This is a genomic window from Comamonas sp. HJ-2, from assembly GCF_053615495.1.
Window position 1 is genome coordinate 106,175 of sequence record NZ_JBSIFD010000006.1, and the last position, 22,237, is coordinate 128,411.

General features: G+C 58.6%; 20 protein-coding genes. 11 read left to right on the top strand and 9 right to left on the bottom strand.

Annotated elements, in window-relative coordinates; translation table 11 throughout:
* The first annotated feature begins 20 nt into the window (after positions 1–20).
* Entirely contained in the window at positions 21–788 is a 768-nt protein-coding gene (locus ACWGXF_RS07460; RefSeq protein ID WP_240487512.1) for a hypothetical protein, read from the top strand.
* A 13-nt stretch (positions 789–801) separates the two neighbouring features.
* On the opposite strand, the gene xth is transcribed toward ACWGXF_RS07460, so the two are convergent.
* The 4 genes from xth to ACWGXF_RS07480 all read right to left on the bottom strand — a co-directional run bounded on the left by xth (position 802) and on the right by ACWGXF_RS07480 (position 5,647).
* Positions 802–1,578, bottom strand: coding sequence for an exodeoxyribonuclease III (gene xth / locus ACWGXF_RS07465; RefSeq protein ID WP_041744257.1), 777 nt, complete (start codon positions 1,576–1,578; stop codon positions 802–804).
* Between the two features lie 413 nt (positions 1,579–1,991).
* Complete coding sequence (locus ACWGXF_RS07470; RefSeq protein ID WP_034394857.1) at positions 1,992–3,086, bottom strand: porin; 1,095 nt, start codon at positions 3,084–3,086, stop codon at positions 1,992–1,994.
* Between the two features lie 42 nt (positions 3,087–3,128).
* On the bottom strand, positions 3,129–4,730 hold the full coding sequence (locus tag ACWGXF_RS07475) for a sulfatase family protein (protein WP_256630947.1): 1,602 nt from the start codon (positions 4,728–4,730) through the stop codon (positions 3,129–3,131).
* An 11-nt stretch (positions 4,731–4,741) separates the two neighbouring features.
* Positions 4,742–5,647 (bottom strand): Bug family tripartite tricarboxylate transporter substrate binding protein, encoded by a 906-nt coding sequence (locus ACWGXF_RS07480; RefSeq protein ID WP_452101818.1) that lies wholly within the window; start codon positions 5,645–5,647, stop codon positions 4,742–4,744.
* Positions 5,648–5,838: 191 nt separating this feature from the next.
* Between ACWGXF_RS07480 and ACWGXF_RS07485 the strand changes: the two genes are divergently transcribed.
* The 8 genes from ACWGXF_RS07485 (at position 5,839) to ACWGXF_RS07520 (ending at position 14,990) form a co-directional block, all read left to right on the top strand.
* Entirely contained in the window at positions 5,839–6,741 is a 903-nt protein-coding gene (locus ACWGXF_RS07485) for a LysR family transcriptional regulator (protein ID WP_202788579.1), read from the top strand.
* A gap of 535 nt (positions 6,742–7,276) precedes the next feature.
* A complete protein-coding gene (locus tag ACWGXF_RS07490; protein WP_087866335.1) occupies positions 7,277–7,501 on the top strand; it encodes a hypothetical protein in 225 nt (74 codons plus the stop codon).
* Between the two features lie 449 nt (positions 7,502–7,950).
* Positions 7,951–8,175 carry a hypothetical protein gene (locus ACWGXF_RS07495; RefSeq protein ID WP_144267725.1) on the top strand — a complete coding sequence of 75 codons (225 nt, stop codon included), beginning with the start codon at positions 7,951–7,953 and terminating at the stop codon, positions 8,173–8,175.
* A gap of 427 nt (positions 8,176–8,602) precedes the next feature.
* Positions 8,603–9,754 (top strand): cupin domain-containing protein, encoded by a 1,152-nt coding sequence (locus ACWGXF_RS07500; RefSeq protein ID WP_452101819.1) that lies wholly within the window; start codon positions 8,603–8,605, stop codon positions 9,752–9,754.
* Between the two features lie 12 nt (positions 9,755–9,766).
* Positions 9,767–11,038, top strand: coding sequence for an HlyD family secretion protein (locus tag ACWGXF_RS07505; protein WP_087866168.1), 1,272 nt, complete (start codon positions 9,767–9,769; stop codon positions 11,036–11,038).
* Between the two features lie 8 nt (positions 11,039–11,046).
* Positions 11,047–13,206, top strand: coding sequence for a peptidase domain-containing ABC transporter (locus ACWGXF_RS07510; RefSeq protein WP_256630944.1), 2,160 nt, complete (start codon positions 11,047–11,049; stop codon positions 13,204–13,206).
* A 59-nt stretch (positions 13,207–13,265) separates the two neighbouring features.
* Positions 13,266–14,621 carry a TolC family protein gene (locus ACWGXF_RS07515; protein WP_256631265.1) on the top strand — a complete coding sequence of 452 codons (1,356 nt, stop codon included), beginning with the start codon at positions 13,266–13,268 and terminating at the stop codon, positions 14,619–14,621.
* A gap of 162 nt (positions 14,622–14,783) precedes the next feature.
* On the top strand, positions 14,784–14,990 hold the full coding sequence (locus ACWGXF_RS07520; protein ID WP_034359314.1) for a putative hemolysin: 207 nt from the start codon (positions 14,784–14,786) through the stop codon (positions 14,988–14,990).
* A 95-nt stretch (positions 14,991–15,085) separates the two neighbouring features.
* Here ACWGXF_RS07520 and ACWGXF_RS07525 read toward each other — a convergent pair whose 3' ends face one another.
* From ACWGXF_RS07525 to ACWGXF_RS07535, 3 genes are all read right to left on the bottom strand, one after another.
* The gene (locus tag ACWGXF_RS07525; RefSeq protein WP_012839153.1) at positions 15,086–16,168 is read right to left on the bottom strand and encodes a metallophosphoesterase; all 1,083 of its coding nucleotides are present in this window, start codon (positions 16,166–16,168) and stop codon (positions 15,086–15,088) included.
* Positions 16,169–16,361: 193 nt separating this feature from the next.
* On the bottom strand, positions 16,362–16,865 hold the full coding sequence (locus ACWGXF_RS07530) for a dihydrofolate reductase (protein ID WP_452101820.1): 504 nt from the start codon (positions 16,863–16,865) through the stop codon (positions 16,362–16,364).
* Between the two features lie 123 nt (positions 16,866–16,988).
* The gene (locus ACWGXF_RS07535; RefSeq protein ID WP_172415254.1) at positions 16,989–17,819 is read right to left on the bottom strand and encodes a thymidylate synthase; all 831 of its coding nucleotides are present in this window, start codon (positions 17,817–17,819) and stop codon (positions 16,989–16,991) included.
* A 241-nt stretch (positions 17,820–18,060) separates the two neighbouring features.
* On the opposite strand from ACWGXF_RS07535, the gene ACWGXF_RS07540 reads away from it, so the two are divergent.
* The gene (locus ACWGXF_RS07540; protein ID WP_256630942.1) at positions 18,061–18,687 is read left to right on the top strand and encodes a hypothetical protein; all 627 of its coding nucleotides are present in this window, start codon (positions 18,061–18,063) and stop codon (positions 18,685–18,687) included.
* 64 nt (positions 18,688–18,751) lie between these two features.
* On the opposite strand, the gene ACWGXF_RS07545 is transcribed toward ACWGXF_RS07540, so the two are convergent.
* A complete protein-coding gene (locus ACWGXF_RS07545) occupies positions 18,752–20,182 on the bottom strand; it encodes an FAD-binding oxidoreductase (RefSeq protein WP_003063759.1) in 1,431 nt (476 codons plus the stop codon).
* A gap of 142 nt (positions 20,183–20,324) precedes the next feature.
* Here ACWGXF_RS07545 and ACWGXF_RS07550 point away from each other — a divergent pair, with 142 nt between their 5' ends.
* Positions 20,325–21,278, top strand: coding sequence for a LysR family transcriptional regulator (locus ACWGXF_RS07550; RefSeq protein WP_256630941.1), 954 nt, complete (start codon positions 20,325–20,327; stop codon positions 21,276–21,278).
* On the opposite strand, the gene ACWGXF_RS07555 is transcribed toward ACWGXF_RS07550, so the two are convergent.
* Positions 21,265–21,780 carry a DUF2069 domain-containing protein gene (locus ACWGXF_RS07555; protein WP_003063757.1) on the bottom strand — a complete coding sequence of 172 codons (516 nt, stop codon included), beginning with the start codon at positions 21,778–21,780 and terminating at the stop codon, positions 21,265–21,267. The genes ACWGXF_RS07550 and ACWGXF_RS07555 overlap by 14 nt on opposite strands.
* Between the last annotated feature and the right edge of the window lie 457 nt (positions 21,781–22,237).

The window sequence follows — 22,237 nt, forward strand, 5'->3', positions numbered from 1 at the left end:
TTCCGCGGGATGCGAACGCCTTGTCGCCATTGCTGCAGATGCCGGAGGCCGAGGAGGCCTTCTGGCACGAGCGCTATATGTGCGAGCCTTACTTTGTCCCGGGGCGTAGCTTTGATCAGTATTACCCCGCCTATCTGCTGGGCTGGCAGGCCGGCAGATATCGGGCTCGGCAGACGGCTTCGGGGAGGAGCAGGAGTTTCGAATCCCTGGAGGCCGAGTTGCGCCAGCATTGGTCGCGGCATTGCGGGGGCAGCCTGCTGGACTGGTCTCAGGTCAGAGCAGCCGTCAAGGCAGCCTGGCGCCGTGCGATTGTTCCACCTGTGTCCAAGCCTTGCGCGGAGGCTGTACTGGGCCAGATGGCGAAGAACAGTCTTGCTCTGGCATTACAGGCAGGACGGCGTTTTGCGCAAAGCTCCAGACTGTTCTTGACGACTGCGGACTCCAGCATGGCTGTCGATGCCCTGCGCCGCTTCTCGCAGGATTCGCACAAGCTGGTTTCCGAACTGGAGGAGCTGCTTGATGGTGTTCCGGTCGCCCCGCTATCCATGGCCTTGGATGAGGGCGGTCTGCTGGAGCGAGTGCGCAAGACCTGGCTTGACTACTTGGGGGAGACGGCGGCCGAAACCTGGCTGGATGTGCTGCGGCGCTTGCAGACCTGGCTGGAGCGCACGGAGCACACTGTTCAGCTGGATTTGCCGGTCAAAGTCGCCAAGCTGCTCAAACGCCATGTGATGCTGTTGCGTGGCCAACTGCAGGCCTTGCAGTGGCTGAGCCATGGCGCCGCCTGATCCGCGTCCCGCCTCAGTCCAGTGTGACAACCACGGGGGCGTGGTCGCTGGGCTGTTTGTTCTTGCGCGGAGCGCGGTCCACGCTGCAGGCGCTGACCTTGCTCTTGAGAGCCTCGCTGACCAGAATATGGTCGATGCGCAGGCCGCGATTCTTCTGAAAGCCCAGCATGCGGTAATCCCACCAGGAGTAGCTTTTTTCCGGCTGTTCGAACATGCGGAAGGCATCGCTCAAGCCCAGTTGCAGCAGGCGCTGGAAATGGTCGCGCTCTTCCACCGTGTGGTGGATCGTGTCCTTGAGGCCGACGGGGTCGTAGGAGTCGCGATCTTCGGGAGCCACGTTGAAGTCCCCCACCAGCACCAGGCGCGGATGCAGGGTCATCTGGTTCTGGATCCAATCGTGCAACGCCTGCAGCCAGCGCATCTTGTAGGCAAATTTTTCCGAGCCAGGTTCCTGGCCGTTGACGAAGTAGCCGTTGATCAGACGAATTTCGCCGTTCGGCGAGTCTATGGTCGTGGCAATGATGCGGGCCTGTTCGTCGTCAAGCCCGGGAATGTTGCGCACCACATCGCGCCCCGTGTCGCGCGTGATCCAGGCCACGCCGTTATAAGTCTTCTGGCCGTGGCTGACTGCCTTGTAGCCAGCTTCCTCGAACGCCATGTGCGGGAACTTGTCGTCGGTGAGCTTGAGCTCCTGCAGTCCCAGTGCATCGACGGGGTTGGCGGCAAGCCAGTCCAGCACCTGCGGCAGTCGTACGGACAAGGAGTTCACATTCCAGGTGGCAATTTTCATTGTCATATAAGCCCACTTGATTTCAATGGGTTGCGTATCTGATTTTTAGGTTCCTAGCTCTAGCTACCCAGCTAGCTACCTAAAAAAGGTGTTCAAAAGATGGTCGTGCTTTCAGCTCCTTCTATCGTATCAGCCACATAGTTCCCGCTGAGCGAGCGCGTTTTGGAATAAGGCGGCCAAGTTGCAGTCGCAAGCCTATGAGTGATGAACATGCCTTTGAGCCGTCGCACATGTGGCATCACATGCACATGCACGTGCACGTGCCGTGCCGGTGTCACAGCCAGAGTGCGATCAGGCTACGCACAAGCTCCAGGGCCTTGACGGCTTGCACCAGAGAGGTGATTGCGCCATGTCACAGCAACAAGGCTGGTTCGGCATCTCCGTCAGGCTCGTATTTGGGCGAGTGCCATTGGCTAAAACATATGACGGATACCGACGCCGAAGCCTGTCTGGTTGATTCCGGCGACCGGCAGGCTGCCAGCCTGGCCGCTGCTAGCGCTGAATGTGGCATTGCCGCTGTTCTTCATGTGTCCCAGTGACGCGTAGGCGGCGGTTCGTTTGGAGAAGTGGTAGGTGCCACGCAGCACCATGAACTGGCCTTTGTCGCTATTGGACTTGTACTGGAGCCGGTAGTACTGGGTGTCGAAAGTCCATGCCCCTGCGGGATATGAAAGGCCGACGAACCACAGGTCGCTGCGGGGGGAGACCTTGTAGCCATCGTTGTCGCGGCGCAGAAATCCCGCTCCAATCTTGATTCCGTTGAATTTCACATAACCGTTGAGCATGGTGCGCTTGTCGCTCATGCTGCTTTGGCTTAGACCACCAAATGCACCTGAGCCCCCCTTGAGCACGTCATGAGCCAGCGCAGTCCCCCAACTGGCGGAGTCGTACTTGAGCAACATCGACCATTCGCGGCAAGCATTCCTGTCGGTGCCACTCTCGCCGGCACAATTTGTGCCGGCGGGGCTAGGGCCAGCATTGACCGTATCGCGCCCAAAGCTGTAGGTCATGCCCACGGTCAGTCCTGAGAATGTGCCCTTGTAGGAGATGGCGTTGTCGGCGCGTGCATTCGGAAAATAGCTGTCGAAGTTCGCAATGCTGTGCATACCCGGCCCGATGACATCGGCGTCATGCATCGACCAAAACAGCATCGTGTACTGCCGGCCCAGGCCAACCTGACCCCAGGGGCCGTTCAGGCCAACAAACGACTGTCGCCCAAACCCGCGCCCACCTTGGTTCAAGACGCCCGAATCAGGTGCGATGCCCATTTCGAGAACGAACTGGGCACTTATTCCTCCCCCCAAATCTTCACGGCCACGAAATCCCAGCCTGGATGGAATGTTGCCCGCATTGCTGGGGATGCGCGTGAGCCCAGAACCAGTGGCACCCACATGGTTGATGTGCTCGACAGCGGTGTCGAGCAGCCCATAGATTGTGATGCTTGCTTGGGCATGACAGGTGCCTCCCACCCACAGGAATGCAGCGGCACAGAAAAATTGCTTGTTCATCGGGGTCTCCTCCAGCATTGCGGTCCAACGTTCGCATGCACCTCAGGCGATAGCCGTCGGCAGTGGCGAGCAATCAGCCTGTTCGCTGAGCTCCATCAGCAGCTGCATACACAACTGTCCGCGCTCGGCAGCGCGCTCATGCCACAGGTTGTGTTGCTCGAGCGGATCGGCGTGCAGGTCGTAGAGCTCGCACAGCTCGGGCAAGTTGCTCAAGGTCAGGCGCCATTCTTCGTTGACGAGGCTGCGAAGGCGGTAGCGGTGCGTTCTTCCGTGCGGCAGCACCACGGGCTCGCTTTCGACAATGACACCAGGGCGCGATGGGACTGTTTGCGACTGCCCGTCCAGCCAGGGCAGCAGATTGAGTCCCTGAATCCCGTTGTAGGGGGCGAGCCCGCAGCGCGCCAGCACGGTCTTGGCAATGTCGATGGTTCCGGATGGCAGATCCAGGACTGGAGGAGCGGCCCGGCTGCATGGGTCCTTCCAGATGAAGGGTACGCGCGTGAGCCCACTGAAATGCATGGCACCCTTGAGCACGATGCCGTGGTCGCCCATCATGTCGCCGTGGTCGCTGGTGAAGATGATGACGGTGTCGTCCTCTATGCCCAACTCCTGAAGAGTTTGGAGTAACTGCCCGACCTGCTCGTCGATCATGCTCACCATGCCGTAGGTCAGGGCCAGCGTTTCCTGGCATTCACGGCTGGTTACGGCGTAGGCGCCGTAACCCTCGCGGGAGCTGCCCTCTCTGGTATAGCGATGAACGTCGACCAGCAGTTGAGAGTTTCCGGGCTTGCCGAAGCTGGGCGGCAATGGCATGTCCGCAGGCTGGTACATATCCCAGAACCGTCCCGGAGGGGTGAACGGATGGTGCGGATCGGGAAAGGACAGGTTGAGAAAGAACGGCTTGCCGGGTGAACCCTGCACATGCTTTCTGAGCCAATCGCAGCCGCGCTCCCCCACCCAGGCCGAGGGGTACAGTGCCTCGGGCATGGCCGTGCGCCATGCCTGCGGCGCGCTGTAGCCTGGCGAAGGCAGGGCGTTGGCACGGCCGCGCAGACTGTCGGGTGCGGGGTGGCGTTGGGCCAGCCAGCGGGCATAGTCACCGTCGACCTGGTCGCCGTGGAACGTAGCCAGCTCCACGTGTTCGAAGCCGTAGTAAGGGGTGGTCACCGCCATGCGCTTGCCACTGCGCCAATCGGGCGTCCATTCGTTCAAATACCCGTCGCCGTCACGCTGGCGCTTTCGTGCGTCCAGTAGATCGAGCGGCGGCGCAACACCTTGGTCACCCTGGCTCCAGCGACGGCGTGCCGGGCCGTCATAGCCAAAAGACTGCAGGTGAGACTTGCCTATGAGTGCCGTGGCATAGCCTCCTGCGCGCAGCAGTTCCACAAAGGTAGTGTGATCGCGCGAGAGACTGATGCCGTTGTGCACCACGCCATGCAGCGATGGCAGCCGTCCGGTCATCAGCGTGGCGCGATTGGACATGCAGGTGGTGCTGGCCGCATGGAAGTTACTGGCGCGTACGCCGGTGCGGGCCAGGCGGTCGATGTTCGGCGTCCTTAGCAGCGTGTTGCCCGCGCAGCCCAGGTGGTCGGCACGCTGCTGGTCGGTGACGATCAGCAGCACGTTGGGAGTCTTGTTCGTCATGGGGCCGGCTTTCAGTCGGCAGTGATGCCAAGTTCTTTCACAAGCTTGCCGTAGCGCTTGTAGTCGGCGCGGGTCTTTTCGGCGAAAGCGCTGCGTGGCTGGTTTTCCACGATCTGGTACAGGTTTCTGAACTGGGCTTCGACCTCGGGCTTGGCCAGAATCTCGCGCAAGGTTTTGTTGATATCGTCAGCCAGCGCCGGGTCCATGTTGCGGGGGCCATAGACGCCGAAGGAAATGTCGACCTCCACCCCTGCAAAGCCTTGTTCCTGCATGGTTGGCAAGCTGGGCAGAAAAGAGCTGCGGGCCTTGTCTGCCACGGCCAGCGGTACCAGGCGTCCCGCATCGATCAGGGGCTTGGCAACAGGCATGCCGAGGAAGGTCAGCATCACATGGCTGCCCAGCACGTCGTTGATCGCCGGTGTCGTGCCTTTGTAGGGCACATGGCGCAATTGCACGCGAGCTACCTTGTTGAACAGCTCGCCCACGATATGCATGGGAGACCCATTGCCCGAGGTGGCGTAGCCCAGGTCGGGCTGTGTCTTTGCCATCCGGGCCACATCGCCCACCGTTTTTGCACCGAGTCTGGGGTTGGCGAGCATCAGCATGGAGGCTGATGAGAGCAGCGCGATCGGAGTGTAGTCCTTGACGACATCGGCATGCTGCCCGCCCGCCGGCAGCACGTGAGGGACCATGGTGAAGGTATTCGGTGTCACCAGCAGGGTGTGGCCGTCGGCCTCGGCGCGGGCTACGGAGTCGTTGCCCAGGTTGCCCGACGCTCCCGCCCTGTTCACCACGATGACGGGATTTTTCCAGCGGGCTTGAAGCTGGGGCGCCAACAGGCGCGCTATCTGGTCGGGAGCTCCTCCTGGCGGGAACGAGACGACCAAGGTGATGGGCCTGTCCGGATGTGTGGGCATGCCGGTTTGCGCGGCCGCGCCCCAAGCTGCCCCGCCGAGGCCGAGGCAAAGGGGAAGTAATAGTTGTCCAAGCAGGTGGGGCATCTGTGTGTCTCCGGCGATTTTGAATGTTTGCCAAACTTTACTTAGCGCCCGCGTGCTGTCACAGTGGGTACAAGATTGAAACAGCTTCAAGCAGAATTTGTAAATCTATGGACAGGCTTAGACTCATCACCACATTCATGAACGTGGCTGAGGCAGAGAATTTCAGCCGTGCCGCGCAATCGCTGCACCTGACGCCACAGGCTGTGAGTCTGCAAATATCACAGCTCGAATCGTGGTTGGGCGTGCGCCTGTTCCACCGCTCCACGCGCCGCATGGCATTGACGGAAGACGGCCGTGTGTTCTATGAACGTTGCCGTGTCGGTCTTCAGTCGATCGACCAGGGCGAGCGCGAATTGCGCGACCGCGCAAGCGGCATCACCGGCTCGATCAAGGTTGCCTCAAGCCTGAGTCTCGGGCAGTTGCTGGTGGCGCCACTGCTGGCACAGTTCAATGAAAGCTATCCCGATATCCGCATCGAACTCGTGACACAGAACCCCTGGCCCGACACGGTGGACCTGGGCATGGATATCGGTGTGATCGGCGGGCCACTGCTCAACGTATCGCTGGTCGCGCGCAGAGTCGGGCGCTTCACTCACATGCTCTGCGCCGCGCCTGCCTATCTGGCCGCCAAGGGGACACCCAAGAGCCCGCAGGAACTGCTGCAGCACTGCTGCATCGGCCTGAGGCACCCACGCACCAACCGCATCTGGCCCTGGACCTTTCAATCGGCCCGCCGGCAGACGATGCTGGAGCCGCCGTTTTCCTTCATCACGCAGGACCCTGCCGTACAGCGGCAGCTCGTGCTGCAGGGGGCAGGCATCGGCCAACTGACAGATTACTTTGCGCGACCTCTCATCACCAGCGGAGCGCTGGTAGAGCTCCCCCTCGGCTACAGCGGCCCTCGTCTGGACGTGCATGTTTTCATTCCCCAGCGCGAACACACGCCCCGGCGCATCAAGTTGCTCAATGATTTCCTCTATGAAAGGCTCAAGCAGTTCTTTCACAGCTAAAACAGCTAAAGACGAAGGATAGAGGGGCCCTGGTCGATAGCGAGGGCTGCAGATGCAGGAGTGGGAGTACACCAGAATAGGTATCTGGCGCATCAATGCTTTGCACGCAAATGGTGAGTTCGGGCATGTTTCCCCGCTGCGAAACTCACGCGAGCTGGACACCTCTCCAGCCACCCATCAGGCGCACAACCGGGCTACCCCTGATGAGGCGTACTTTGCAGCGTTGCCGTTTGCACAAATGCAGGCGGCATAACCCCGAGGATCTCGCTTAGCAACAGGGTTGAGTTGTTCAAAGGAATGGGGCCACTTCTCACGACGGCGGCGGTTGCATAGTCAACTTGTGCTGAACGGCACAGTAGCCTCCGAATAAGCCGCCATACCGCACTGGTTCAGTCGATTACTCCGCCAGTTCCTTTAGGAAATTTCCGAATTTTCACTTTAATGCTGGATTTAAAAAAGAATCATTATTATTTGCGTTAAGCTTGATTCTTGCTGATTTTGGCGTTACGGATTTTCCAAAATTGGGAGGGAAGCGATGAATTTTATGGGTGCCACCTGGGTTACCGGAACCTGGGAAAACATGCTAGTAGTGGGTGTTGCCTGGTTCGTGGTTTATTTCGCGCAGTACGGTGCCTACCAACTAATAAGGAAGTTATGGAAAAAAGATTGGGATAAAAAACCAAACCTATTAGTTTTTATATTTATGACATCTACTTCCGGTTTTGCCTCGTCCATGGCTGAGAAGTGGTTATTATTTTGAAAGGAAATGTATGAGAGAACTAACTTGCAAAAGCAGCTCAAGCTGCGAACCCCTAGCATTGGTGAACGTTTGGCATAGTTCACCCCGTCATAAATGGTTCGGAGTTTTTCCAAGGCTAGGAATTAAGAAGGAGTTCATAGAAGCCGGATACATATCTAGTGGAGCAGTCGTTCTCGCTCAGCAAGCTCTGATCTTAGACAATCCTGCTGCAGCATTCCTCAGAATCTCACCGGAAAATATCGCTAATCCGTGCGTGTCGGCAATGATCTGATAGTGGCTGATCTCGCCTATAGATGTGCAGTCTGTTCCTCGTTTCGAGCACCTTGCTCGTCTTGCCAGTCAAAAGTCACTGACGGCGCTTGCTTTTAAACGGCCAATAGCTAAAGAAACTATGAATATACCCTACATTCACAGCAGCCTATTTACCGGTATCTTGAAGGAGTAAATAAATGGATTTTCTTGGCGCTAAATGGCATTTAGGTACCACCTCTCACTTCCTAGTAACACTTTCTATCACACTAATAGTTTTCTTTATTATTTTTGGAGGTTATCAATTACTTGGGAAAATGCAAAAGAAAAATCGAAAAAAGGAACTCAACGTCGGTTTTTTCACATTGACTCTTGCTGTATCGGTTGTTATAGGCCGTTGGGCCGAAAAATGGATATTTAGTTGAAAGGGAATTATTATGAGAGAGCTAACAATACAGGACTGTGAAGTGGTAAGCGGCGGCTTCGGCCCTGTGGGGGCTGGCATTGGTGCAGTGACGGGGGCTACGACATATATTGGTGCCACCATTGGTAGCGGTACCGGCTCGCTTGGCGGGCTACTCAACAGCACTGTTGTAGGTGCGGCTACCGGCTTTTTGTTAGGGCCTGCGGGAGGAAGCGCGATGCAGGTGGGTGCTAACCTGATTATTGGATCTCAGGTCGGCTTCTACACAGGCCTAGCCGGTGGTGTGGTCGAAAGTAGTATAAGCGACCAAGCAGGGACCAACTATAGTGGTACTAACTATCAATAACCCAATGCTTTAAATCTTTCTACGGAGCCTCATCAATTTTTAATTGCACTATTAAAAACAAATAACACTACTCATCATAAAAATGAAAATAGAGCTAGGAATTTCTTCTGAAGACTTTCAAAGGGAATATTTTGGGGTGAAGCCGTTACTGGTGCGCAGTGCATTTTCACCCTCATTGTTTTCTTGGCGTGATGCAAACGGAATTTTTGGACGCTGCAATGTCTTTGCAGAAGATTTCAAACTCTCTCATAATGGGCTTGTCCCTAAGTCCAGGTATGTGGAACATTACAGAGATATTGGCGATCTTCGTCACCGCTTGATCAAGCCTGTGGTGTACGACTACCTGAGGGATGGGGCAACGCTGATCGCCAATAAAATCAAGAATGAACCACTCATTGACTCGCTTGCAAAACAGATTTGTCGGTTTACGGGACAGCAAGTGGTTAGTAGCATCTACGCTGCTTTCGGTACACGAGATTCCTTCCGCGCGCACTGGGACACCCGCGATGTATTTGCAATCCAGTTAATTGGCCGCAAGCGCTGGACTGTTTACGAACCATCGCTGCCCTACCCAATCTACACTCAGCAGAGCAAGGATTACGAGCACGCCTACCCTTGCCCGGACCAGCCTTGTATGGATTTCGTGCTTGAAGCGGGTGATGTGTTTTATCTGCCTCGTGGCTGGTGGCACAACCCTCTTCCCCTTGGCGAGCCGACATTTCACCTATCGGTTGGTACGTTCCCGCCACTTGCCCACAATTACCTGGCATGGGCCGTCGAACAGGCCAAGTCGTATGTGGAACTTCGGAAACCTATTTCTGAGTGGGACCAGAGTCAAGACACCATCCAGGCAATGGCTAGCCACATCGCAGCCTTTTTAGCCAACTCCGACAATTACCGGAGGTTTCAGGATGAGCATTTAGCGGCTGCCCGCCTCGACTCGTCGTTAGCTATTGAGACTCTGGGCAGTCCAGGCGATACCACCCTGCCCGACGAGCAGCGCCTGCGATTGTGCGCGATTGCATTGCATGGTATGGATAAAAGCTACTTAATTGCAAACGGAACCCGAGTAGATTTCGACGAATCAAGTCTTTCAGTAATTCAGTCAATTGCTCATACGCCGGGAATTACAGTCGGTGAATTGTTGTCACAGCACCAAGCCATCGCACCTAAAAAGATTCGATCACTTGTCACTGAGCTTTGCCGCCAAGATGTCTTGGAACCCGTCTTCTAATCGGTGACGGGCATGGCTCCAGTCGATTTTTATCGAAAAGAGGCATCTTCTGCCGAGGTTGTGCCGTGGTTAGGAAAGATCATTCTGACCCGGCCATTATCGTTCACGATGCTTGTCACTCTCGCAGGCACCGTGACCGTCACGCTGTTTGCAATACTGATACTGGGGTCCTATACCAAACGGACAACGGTAAAAGGTCAATTGGTGCCTGTGGGCGGACAGATGAAAGTCTACGCGCTGCAGGCGGGCGTCATTCTAGAAAAATACGTCTCTGAGGGCATGACGGTAGCCCGCGGTGCTCCGCTATATAAGATTTCCAGCGAACGCTACGATGCCAACGCGTCTCCGGTACAAGCGGAAATCAGCAGCCATCTCACGGACCGCCGCGACCTACTGACTGGCGAACTAGAAAAAGCTCGAAAATTGCATGCCGATGAGCGCGACACCTTGGTCAGAAAATTAGCCAGCATATCGCGGGAATCTAAAGCGCTGGAGGCCCAGATCGTCAGTCAGCGACAATTGGTTCACATCACCAAAGATGCTTCGCAGCGTTACCAGGGCTTAGTCGAAAAAGGCTACATCTCTACCGACCAATTTCAGCAGCGCCAGGCGGACCACCTCGCACAGATGAAGGTGCTTCAAGGCTTGGAACGAGAACTTGCCGCGCTAGACCAGCAACGCGTAGAGAGAAGCAACGAACTATCGGGATTGGATCTGCGGCAGGCTAATCAGTTGGCCGCAACAGATCGTCTGATTTCCGCCGTTAAGCAGGAACTTGCTGAAAGCGAAGCGCGAAGAACCGTGCTCATCCGTGCACCCGAGGCCGGAGTTGCGACTGCGGCCTTTGCCGAAGTCGGACACAGCGTTGACAGTGGGCTACCGCTGGTGAGCATTGTGCCGTCAAACACTCAGTTGGAGGCGGAACTGTACGCACCCAGCAAGTCCATCGGTTTCATTAAATCAGGTGATGCGGTCAATATTCGCTATCAAGCGTACCCATACCAAAAGTTCGGCATCTATAAGGGACAAGTCCTGTCGATCTCGCGCTCCAGCATTCCACCGACAGAGCTTGCTCGCACCGTAAACGGAATTCACGGCATGGACAGCAGTACCGAGCAGCTCTATCGCCTACGCGTTGGGCTGTCGGCACAGGACGTCTTAGCTTATGGCCAGCCACGCCCCCTGCAAAGTGGCATGCACTTGGACGCAGACATCATGCAGGACAAGCGACGTCTCTATGAGTGGGTGCTTGAGCCGTTGTTCAGTCTTACGGGCCGGGTGTAGGAGAAGATATGTACGGATTCGATGCGCTCGCGTTGGGCTTTGGCCGACGCCTTCCTGTGGTTATACAAACAGAAGCGGCTGAGTGCGGGCTGGTTTGCCTAGCCATGATCGCCAGCTACCACGGATACCGCGCAGATGTGACGGAATTACGCCAGCGCTTCAGTGTGTCGCTCAAAGGCATGACTCTGGCGCAGATTATGCAAATAGCCCAGCAATTGAAACTAGGTACGCGAGCTCTTCGACTGGAGTTGAATGAGCTGGAAAATTTGTCGTTACCTTGCCTAGTTCATTGGGAATTTGATCATTTTGTTGTCGTCAAATCCGTTAATGGCCGGCACGTGGACATCCATGATCCAGCCTGCGGCGCCCGGCGCATGGCATTGAGTGATTTTTCCAAGAAATTCACAGGAATAGCCTTGGAACTCTGGCCGTCCGCAGACTTTCAAAAAAAAGAAGCTAAGCCCCGGATACGGCTGCTTGGTTTGATGGGGAAGATTAGCGGGTTACGACGCTCGCTAGGCCAGATTCTGGTCTTGGGCTGCGCGTTGCAGGCATTCACCCTCGTTGGCCCCTTTTTAATGCAATGGACCATCGACAATGTAATTGTCAGCGATGACCGCGGCTTGCTTAACACGCTAGTGCTAGCGTTCTCGGCACTGCTCATCTTGCAGATCGTGCTCGGCAGCGCCCGCGCTTGGGCCATGATTCATATGAGCACGCTATTTAGCGTTCAATGGCGAACCAACGTCTTTAGCCATCTTTTGAGATTGCCCAGCCAATATTTTGAGAAAAGGCACTTGGGCGATTTGGTCGCGCGATTCGGATCAGCTGATCAAATCCAGCAGACCCTTACTGCAAGCTTCCTGTCCGTCATTCTGGACGGGCTGATGGCAATCACGACAGTTACGCTGATGTTTGTCTTTAGCCCCCAGCTAGCAATGGTGGTAGTCGGTGCCATGACGATCTACGCCATGATTCGATGCGCCTGGTACACCCCGTTGCGCGACGTTACTGAGGAGCAAATCGTCCATGCTGCTCGACAGCAGACCCACTTCCTCGAAACAATTCGGGGTATCCAAGCAATCAAGCTTTTCCGTCATCTTGATCTGCGACGCTCAGCCTGGTTGAGCCTATTCGTTGAGCAGATGAACGCAGGCATTCGATCTCAAAAGCTGCAACTTTTTTACCAGCAGGCCAATGCGCTGCTATTCGGAGTTGAGAACTTAGTGGTGGTTTGGCTAGGTGCCACCATGGTGATGGACGGGGAGTTCACGGTAGGCATGTTGATGGCTTTTTATGCGTACAAGTCACAGTTCAGCGGTCGTGTTGGTAGCTTAATAGATCGTGTTTTCGAGCTGTTCATATTGCGCCTACATAGCGAGCGCCTCGCCGATATTGCCCTTCATCCTCCAGAGGATGAGACGATTCAAATGGACCGCGAATCAATCGTAAATTTACGCGCAAATATCGAGGTGAAAGGTTTGAAGTACCGCTACTCGGACCAGGAACCTTGGGTGCTTGACGGGGTTGATTTCACCATTGCAGAGGGTGAATCCGTAGCGATAGTGGGACCGTCTGGTGGTGGGAAAAGCACCTTGTGCAAAGTGTTGCTTGGCATCCTGCCAATCGGCCAAGGCAGCATACGTGTGTCGGGGCAGGAAATTACGGCACTAGGAGTCGGCGCATTGCGCGACATTTCCGGCAGCGTTATGCAAGATGACGTGTTATTCGCCGGGACTCTTGCCGAGAACATCAGCTTTTTCTCTCCTGATTCCGACATGGTCTGGGTTATGGAATGCGCAAAAACTGCAGGCCTACACGACGATATTGAATGTATGCCTATGCGATACAGCACTCTGGTCGGTGATATGGGCGCCGCGCTGTCGGGCGGGCAGCGGCAACGACTGCTGCTGGCTCGTGCCTTGTACAAGCGACCCAAGATACTTTTCCTTGACGAAGCGACCAGCCATCTCGATACCGACTGCGAACGTCGAGTCAATGCTGCCGTGAGAGCATTGAAGATTACCTGCATTATCGTTGCCCATCGGCCTGAAACAATCGCCAGCGCCGACCGAGTCATCGTCCTCGCTAATGGCCGCGTCGCAGACCTGCATAGCCATAGTCCATCATCGAACCGGTACGAGGAGCAGCTTTCTTGCGTCGATTAGCCGTTCCCACCCTCTTGATTGCTACCGCTTGTTCTGCATCTATCTCTGCCGCCCATGGCGTGGGGTCAAAAGCTAATGCGATTGAGTCAATCCAGTTAGCGCTTGAACAGACGTTACACGCTGACCGTGATTCTTGCAGCAGAACCGGAAAAATAGCCACCCCGCTTGCCCTTGCTGAAGCAATAGAACGAAGCCTTTGTCATGACCCCACCCTACGGCAAGCGCTAAGCGGAGCGCAAATGCGTCTAGCTCAATTGGGCCGGAAACGTGCGGCATACCTGCCACGTATCGATGGCCAGTCCGTAAATTCATCGGGTCGTTCGGTGACCTACGAGGATGAGCGTGACCCAATGCGAACGAGCAGCCGGGCGCAATCGGGGGGGCTTAGTTTTAGTTGGGTTCTATTTGATTCAGGCCATAGGAAATCGGCACTAGATGGTGCGCGCGAGCTGCTTGCAGCCGCTAATGCCGACCAAAACGATGCAATGCAGCGTGCATTTTTAGACGCAGCTCAGCTGTATTTTGCGGTGCAAGCAGCGCATCGGCGTTTAACCGCGGCAGAGCAAGTCTTAGCCATGTCCAAAGAGCACTTTGTTGCGGCAAGCGAGAGGCATAAGGCCGGCGCCGCCGCATTGGCCGATCGCTATCAAGCACAGACTGCCTACACCCAAGCAAATCTGCGACGGTCGCGCGAACAAGGCGCAGTAGTCAGCTCTCAAGGAGTTCTGGCCTTAAGAATGGGGCTGAGCGCGAGTGATCCTGTGCCCGTCATAGTCGACGAGACGAATTTGCAAACTCATCGTTACGTTGAGCATGTGGATGAATTGATTGCGGTGGCGCGGCAAAAACATCCGGTACTGGTAGCTGCACAAGCGCGCGTGGCCGCCGCTAACGCGGCCGTGGCTGAAGTTAAGGCGCAGGGTCGCCCGACATTGTCATTGACGGGAAATCTGAATAAAGCAAAAAATCGTATGACAGGCAGCGTAGGCGCTGAAAGCAACCGCAAGGAAAGCACGATAGGGCTGCAATTGAGCATCCCAATATTTCACGGTTTCGAGAAAACTTACCAAGTACAAGAAGCGCAAGCGCAAGCGGCCATTCAGATTGCGGCTCTGGATACACATCGGTTGCAAGTATCAACGGATGTGTGGACGCAGCACGCGAGTTTGAAGATGGAAACTGAGAATCTTTCACACACGACACAATTAGTCCAGCAATCGATGAAGTCCTTAGAGATCATGCAAGGTCGATACCTAGCAGGCGTGGGCAGCATGACCGATGTACTCAATGCCATGAGCGCCTATGCAAGCGCGCAAGAGCAACATATCGAAGTTACACGGAGTTGGCAGGTGAATCGCTTGAGTTTGGCAGGCAGTCTTGGCCGCCTGGGATTCTGGGACTTGGGCGACGAATGACTCTGCGGGTCACACACAATAAAGATCTGTTGCCGGCAAGGCTGTCCGCCATGATCTCTCGAGGGACTTCGTTCTTCGCGGGTCTGAAGCCCAATGCGCATAGGCCGGCGTGCAGGGGTTTGCTACATTGAGCCCATGAAACATGCTTCAAGCCTGGCAGGGATGATGATCGTCGTGGCGGCAGCCGGTGGCTGCGCGCAATCGGTTTCGGTCAATTTTGGCAACCCCTCGGAAGCCAACTGCAAAAAGCAGGGCGGCGTGCTGCGCACCGAGAAGGGGGCGGATGCTGATCGAAATACCTGCGTGCTGCCTGACGGCTCTGCTTTTGAGGAATGGGTGCAGCACGCGCGGCAGCCGCCCGCGAAATAGGTCTAGGCCCAGACCCGGATTCAGGCAGTGGCAAGGCGCTGCTCAGGCCGAAGCTGCCTTGATGCCGCGAGGCCTGGCAGGCGTGGAAGCTGGCTTCAATCGCGCAGCACCACGGAGTGCTCGAAATTTTCCGATATGGCCTGTGTGCCGTCGTCAAAGACCAGTACACGCTCGGGCCAGCGCATGGCGGCAAGCTTGCTGCGCTGTACGGGGTTGTCGCCGCGCAGGCGGTCTAGCCAGCGGGCACCCACCGAATAGTCCACGCAGAACACATTGCCGCGCAGGCCGTGCCATGACAGCGGGGGCGTTGCGCCAAACAGGTTTTCAAACTGCGAGCCATGCGCCGGTGCGTCGGCCGGGCGCAGTCGACGCCAGTAGTGGCCGACGATGACGGCGGGCGCTTCTTCATATTCATTCCACCAGCCCACGCGTTCGACAAAACGCCATTTCCCGCCCGCGTAAAAGGGGTTGCGGCATTCGCGCTCCACGCCGGCCGTCAGCACCTTCAAAGGGTTGACCATGGCCTTGTTGAGTTCGTTCTCGCTGTGCGCTTGCAGAAAGGGGGGCTCGTGGCGATAGTCTTCCAGGCTGTAGGGCCAGCTCAGTTCTTCCTGGCGCATGCGTTCGGCCACGCACTGGGCGACGGACTGCTCTTCGGCAATCGTCTCGAAGTGGTCGTAGGCGGCGCGTGCGCTGCCGCTGGGCAGCTGGCGAATCATGGCGATCTGTTCGGGCCTCCAGGCGGCGTGAACAATGCGCAGATCCTCACGCTCCAGTGCGATCGGCAACTGGCCGAGCCGCTCGAGCATGGCGGGAATCTGCTCGGCCGGCATGCGTGCAAAAGGCGCGTACTTGGGCTGGTCGGAGTCGATGCGGCTGTCGAAGAACCAGCCCGAGCCATCCTTGGCATCTTCGCGCAGCAGATTGATTTCGTGGTTGCCCAGCACCGCATGGGCCGTGCCCGAGGCCAGCATGGCGCCGACCAGCGCGAGCACGGAAGGGCTGTCCGGCCCACGGTCGCAGAAGTCGCCGACAAACACCAGTCGCCGTCCTTCGGGGTGATTGCCCTGCAGGTCGTAGCCCAGATGGCCCAGCAATTGCACCAGCGCGGCGTATTCGCCGTGGATATCGCCAACGATATCGAGGGCGCCAGGAGGCAGGGGCTGGACTAGGCTCATGATGAAGGGCGATAGGCTTGCGGGTTTTGAGGGCTCAGGCTGCAGCAGGCTGCCTTGCCATTGTCATACGGCAGTCATGCAATGAAGCTGACAATTGTTGCAACGCAACACCGCGAAGGCAAGAGAGTTTTGTCTCTTGCCGGACTGCTGGCCGCCCCGTGCGGATGCGATCCCGCACGGCACGAGACAAGGGTCAGCCCCGGCGCTCGAAGCGCACAAAGCAGTAGGGAAGGCCATTGGCGGAGACATGCTCGCTGCGGCTCACGGCTTGCCACTGCTCGCCCAGTTCGGGGGCAAAGGCATCGCCTTCGAAGTCGCGGCCGATTTCGGTCACTTCCACGGCATCGGCCAGCGGCAGAGCCTGGGCATAGATTTGCGCACCGCCGATGATCCAGACGTCTTGCGAGAGCTTGCAGCCCAGCTCCAGCGCTTCTGGCAGGCTGGCGGCGCGCAGGACCTGATCGGACGCCGGCTCGGCTTGCCAGTCGGCCTGGCGGGTGACGACGATATTGCTGCGGCCCGGCAGGGGACGAAAGCGCGGCGGCAGCGAGTCCCAGGTCTTGCGGCCCATGATGACGGCGCAGCCCCGGGTCAGTTCCTTGAAATGCGCCATGTCTTCGGGCAGATGCCAGGGCATGGTGTTGTCCTTGCCGATGACGCCGTTGGCTGCGCGGGCGTAAATGAGTTGAATGGCCATAGCTATCAATAAAGAAGCTGCTGGCGCTTGCTATTCATTGACTTCAGATATGAAAGTATTTGAAATCGCAGGATGGCAAGCGCAAGCAGCTTTGATTTTTATAGTGATCCGCAGGAGTGCAGCTCAGACCGCCACAGGCGCCTTGATGCCGGCATGGTGCTGATAGTCCAGCACTTCGAAGTCTTCGTACTCGTAGTCGAAGATGGATGCGGGCTTGCGCTTGATGTTCAGCGTCGGATAGGCGAAGGGCTGTCGCGACAGCTGGGTCTGCACCTGCTCGAAGTGGTTGTTGTAGATATGGCAATCGCCGCCGGTCCAGATGAAGTCGCCCACTTCCAGGCCGCATTGCTGGGCCAGCATATGGGTCAGCAGCGCGTAGCTGGCGATGTTGAAGGGCACGCCCAGGAAGATGTCGGCGCTGCGCTGATAGAGCTGGCAGCTGAGCTTGCCGTCGGCTACATAGAACTGGAAGAAGGAATGGCAGGGCATGAGCGCCATCTGGTCCAGTTCGGCTACGTTCCAGGCGCTGACGATGATGCGGCGGCTGTCGGGGTTGCTCTTGAGCTGCTTGACGACCTCGGCAATCTGGTCGACATGCGTGCCGTCGGCCTTGGGCCAGCTGCGCCATTGCACGCCGTAGACCGGGCCCAGGTCGCCGGTTTGCTTGTCGGCCCACTCGTCCCAGATGGTGCAGCCGCGTTCCTGCAGCCACTTCACATTGCTGTCGCCGCGCAGAAACCACAGCAGTTCCAGAATGATGGATTTCAGGTGCACCTTCTTGGTGGTGACCAGAGGGAAGCCTTCATTGAGGTTGAAGCGCATCTGATAGCCGAACACGCTGCGCGTGCCCGTGCCCGTGCGGTCGGTCTTGGATGCGCCGTGCTCGTACACATGGCGCATAAAGGTTTCGTACTGGCAGCGCACGGGGCGCAGGGTGCAGGTGCTGGAGGTCATGGTGCAAAAAGCGGTCAAAGACTGGCAAAGACAGGCTGTGCTGGCAGCGTACACAAGGTGCCGCAGCTCTTGAAGAGGGTGGGCCCCGAGGGCCGCGATAGCCGAAGTGTGCCACGTGCCGGAGCATGCCGAGTTGCCCGTTGTCAATGACCCGTCCTGCGGCCCTGTCAGACTCAAATCTGCGGCAGCTGGCTTCACAATGTCATGGAAAACAACCGAGCCGAACAAGGAGAGTGAGTTCATGTCACGCAATTTTGTGAGCACTGCGGCTGTTGCGCTGGCGGCGGCGGCCTTGATGGCCGCCTGCGACAAGACCAAGGCACCATCTCCCACCGCCGCTGCAGCGGATGCCCGGGCAGCGGCTGCTGCGGCTGCAGCCGCCCCGCCCGATGCCATGCCCCAGACCCAAGAGCCTGCTGCCACGGCGCAGATCGAGGAGGCGGCCACGCTCTCCATCGAGGAAGTGCGCGTTCCCCATGTGGCCAAGGACGGCGAGCCAAGCCTGGACAGCCTCAAGCCGCTGCAGGGCAAGTACCGCTGGGATGGCGTGGACTATGTGAAGGACGGCGTGCTGGCCCAGCGGCTGAAGACGCTGATGGGCGGCAGTCAGTACGAGACGCTGCTCAAGAATCTGCAGGCCCTGGGCCCGCTGGAGCCCTCTGCAGGGCTGCTCTATGTGATGGGAAATCGCCAGCATCAAGGGGGCGAGGAAATGGCAGCCGTGGTGATTGATCCTGTGCGCAACGGCTTGCGTGTCTGGTTGCTCAGCGAGGGCAGGCAGACCGTGTTCACCGATGTGGATGGCGCAGACATCCCCTGGCCCAGCGCGGTTGAGAACATGCTGCGCAATATCGTGGCCTCTCGCTAAAGCCCTGGTCAATGCAAAAAGCCCTGCACAGCAATGCAGGGCTTTTTTGTCGGCGATGCCAGGATCAGCCGCGCGTCAGCACCACGCCGGGGTTCATGAGGCCCTGGGGGTCCAGCGCATTCTTGATGGCGCGCATCATCTGCAGCGCAACGGGGGACTGGTATTTTTCGAGCTTGTCCGTCTTGAGTGCGCCCACGCCGTGTTCGGCCGAGAACGAGCCGCCGAAGGCGTCCACGGCCTCGTAGACCAGGTGGTTGACCAGGGCCTCCTTGTCGCGCAGAAAGGCCTTGCCGTCCTCGCCCTCGGGAACCTGCACGTTGTAGTGCAGATTGCCGTCGCCCAGATGGCCGAAGTTGACCAGACGCACGCCGGGAATCTCGCGCTTGAGCACGGCGTCGGCATGCTCGACAAATGCCGGAATGCGCGAGGCTGCGACCGAGATATCGTGCTTGATGTTGAGGCCTTCCTCGGCCTGGGCCAGAGGAATGCTCTCGCGGATATGCCAGAGGTCATGGGCCTGGGTCAGGCTCTCCGCCACCACGGCGTTGACCACGCAGCCGTCCTCAAAGGCCAGCTCCAGCAAGTGCTCGAAGCGCAGGCGCGCATGCTGCTCGGACTCGCTGTCGCTGTTCTCCAGCAGCACGCAATAAGGGGCTTCGTCGCCCATGTCGGCAAAGGGCACGCGCAGCTGCGGCATGTGCTTGACGACCAGGCTCAGTGCGAACTGGCCCATGACTTCAAATCCCGTCAGTCCCGCACCCAGGTGCTGGTGCGCGAGGCCCAGCAGGCGCACGGCGGCCTCCATGGAGGGCACGGCGGCAAAGGCCGTGAGCTGGGCGGCCGGCTGCGGGAACAGCTTCATGGTGGCGGCGGTGATGATGCCCAGCGTGCCTTCGCTGCCGATGAACAGATCGCGCAGGTCATAGCCGGTGTTGTCCTTGCGCAGGCCCTTGAGGCCGTCCCAGATTTCGCCCTGGGGCGTTACCACTTCCAGGCCCAGGCACAGATCGCGGGTGTTGCCATAGCGCACCACCTGTGTGCCGCCCGCGTTGGTGCCCAGATTGCCGCCGATCGTGCAGCTGCCTTCGGCGGCCAGCGACAGGGGGAACAGCAGGCCTTGCTGGTCGGCCAGCTCCTGCAGGTTCTGCAAAATGCAGCCGGCTTCGACGGTGAAGGTCAGATTGTCCTTGTCGATATGGCGCACGGCGTTCAGGCGCGTCAGGCTGAGCACGACCTGCCGGCCGCTGTCGTCGGGGGTGGAGCCTACGGAAAGCCCGGTATTGCCGCCCTGGGGCACGATCTGCACGCCGGCTGCGGCGCAGGCCTTGACCACGCCGGCCACCTCGGCCGTGTTTCCGGGGCGCACCACGGCCAGGGACTTGCCGTGCACGCGCTTGCGCCAGTCCTGTTCGTAGGCGCTGAGGTCGCCATCGGTCAGCACATGGGGAGCGCCCACAATCTGGCGCAGGGATTCAAGCAAAGCGGTGGAAGTCATGACAAGCAGGCCGCAGCAGCGGCGGCAGAGAGGGGGACAGACGGAAATCCTAAGCCACGCACAGGGCCGCAGCCGGAAAACCATGAAGCCGCAAGCGTAGAGCATGGCAGACTACGGGACAATCGAAATAAATTGCTTGGTTATGCCAGTTTTTCCGAATAATGTCAGCCTGCGCCAGTTGCGCGCCTTTGACGAGGTGGCGCGCCAGGGCGCATTTGCCCCGGCAGCCCGCGAGCTGTGCCTGACGCAGTCGGCCCTGTCCGAATCCATTCGCCAACTGGAAGATGCCCTGGGCCTGCGGCTGTTTGACCGCACCACGCGAACCGTGGGGCTGACGGCCGCTGGCCAGGCCTTTTTGCTCGATGTGCGCCAGGCCTTCGAGACGCTGGAGCAGGGCTTTCAGAACCTGGGCGATCTGGCCGCACTGCGCCGCGGCAAGGTGCGCATTGCAGCCGCTCCGTCGGTGCTGGCCGTGCTGCTGCTGCCGGTGCTGCCGGCCTTGAGGGTCCGGCATCCGGGCATCGAGGTGGACTTGATCGAGGACAGCGCCGAAGGCATTGCCCAGCGCGTGCAGGCCGGCAGCGTGGATTTCGGCGTGGGAGCGGCACATCCGGCCGGCGGCGATTTGCTGACCCGGCCGCTGATCAGCGATGCCATGGGGCTGGTGGCCAGGCTCGATGAGCCCTTGCTGCAGGCCAGGCGGCTGACGGCGGCCGATCTGGCCCGGCTGCCCCATCTGGCTTTTGTGGGCCTGACCACCGATACCGCCATCAGCCAGCTGCTGGCTTCGGCACCGGGCATGCCGCAGAACCTGCTGCAGACACCGCTGCGCCTGTCCAATCCGCAATTGCTGTTCGAGGCCGTGAGTCTGGGCCTGGGCGTCAGCATCGTTCCGGCGCTGACGGCGCGCCACCCTTCGCTGGGTCTGCAGGGCGATCTGGGCTTTCGCCTGCTGGACGAGCCGCGCATTCTGCGCCGCACGCTGCTGATTCAGCGCCCGCGCCGTGCGCTGTCACCGGCCGCGCAACTGCTGTTCGATGCGCTGGCGGCGCAGGTGCGGACGCTGGCGCAGTTCGAAGGCATCACGCCTGATTGAGCCGGGCCGCCTTGACGGCACGTTGGCGCAGGCGCACATGGGCTGCGCAGGCGATGAAGAGCAGCACACACAGCGCCACCTCTGCCAGTGCCAGCCAGCGGCTGGGCGCGGCATCGCTCCAGGCCCGCACCACGCCTTCGGTGAAGTACAACCAGACCAGCAGGCTGAGCCAGCGATAGGTGTACATGCGGCGCTTGAGCAGGCCGATCACGGCGAACGCCAGCGGCAGGGCCTTGAGAAACAGCCAGGTGCCGCCCTCGCGCAGCGGTGCCAGCCACAACTCCCAGGCCACGCACAGCAGCATCAGTGCCAGCAGGCTGCCCACGGCCAGCCAGCGCGTGGCGGCCACATCGGAGCCGGGCTGCTGGATTGGTGAAGAAGTGTTTTCGGCGGCTTGGGGCGAGAGGGCGTCGGTCATAGCAGTGGCATCATATCGGTCATGCCAGCTCTGTTTGAATCCGGTCGTTTTGTTTTGCGTTCTGCGCTTGATGTTGCGCAGCACCCGTCCTCCTTTTGCGTTCGTGAAGGAGTGCCGTCATGAAGAAAAACGAGCGTGCCGGCTTTTGGGCTGCGTTGGAAGGCAAGGCGCAGCAAGCCAGGCCGGTGACGGAAGATCGGGACCGTGTGGTATCGCCGGCGTCGACAGCCGCAACTGCTGCCGCGAACGTTGCCGCCGAGCCCAGACAGGTCGAGCAGCGCCAGGAACCCAGCCTCGATGGTCCGGGCCTGCCGCTGGAGCCAGTGTTCGAACCCATGCCCGATCTTGGCAACGATCTGGCTCGGCCCGAACCCGTGCCAGCTCCTGCCGCGACGCCTGCGGCGGCATTCAGCACGGCAGCTCAGGGCTGGACCAGCTATTCCACGCCGAATACGACGCCAGCCCAGGAGCAGAAAGCGGTGCATGCTTGCGTTTCAGAAGTGATCGACAGTCCTGACGGCGACTCGGAGCGCGTTGCCGA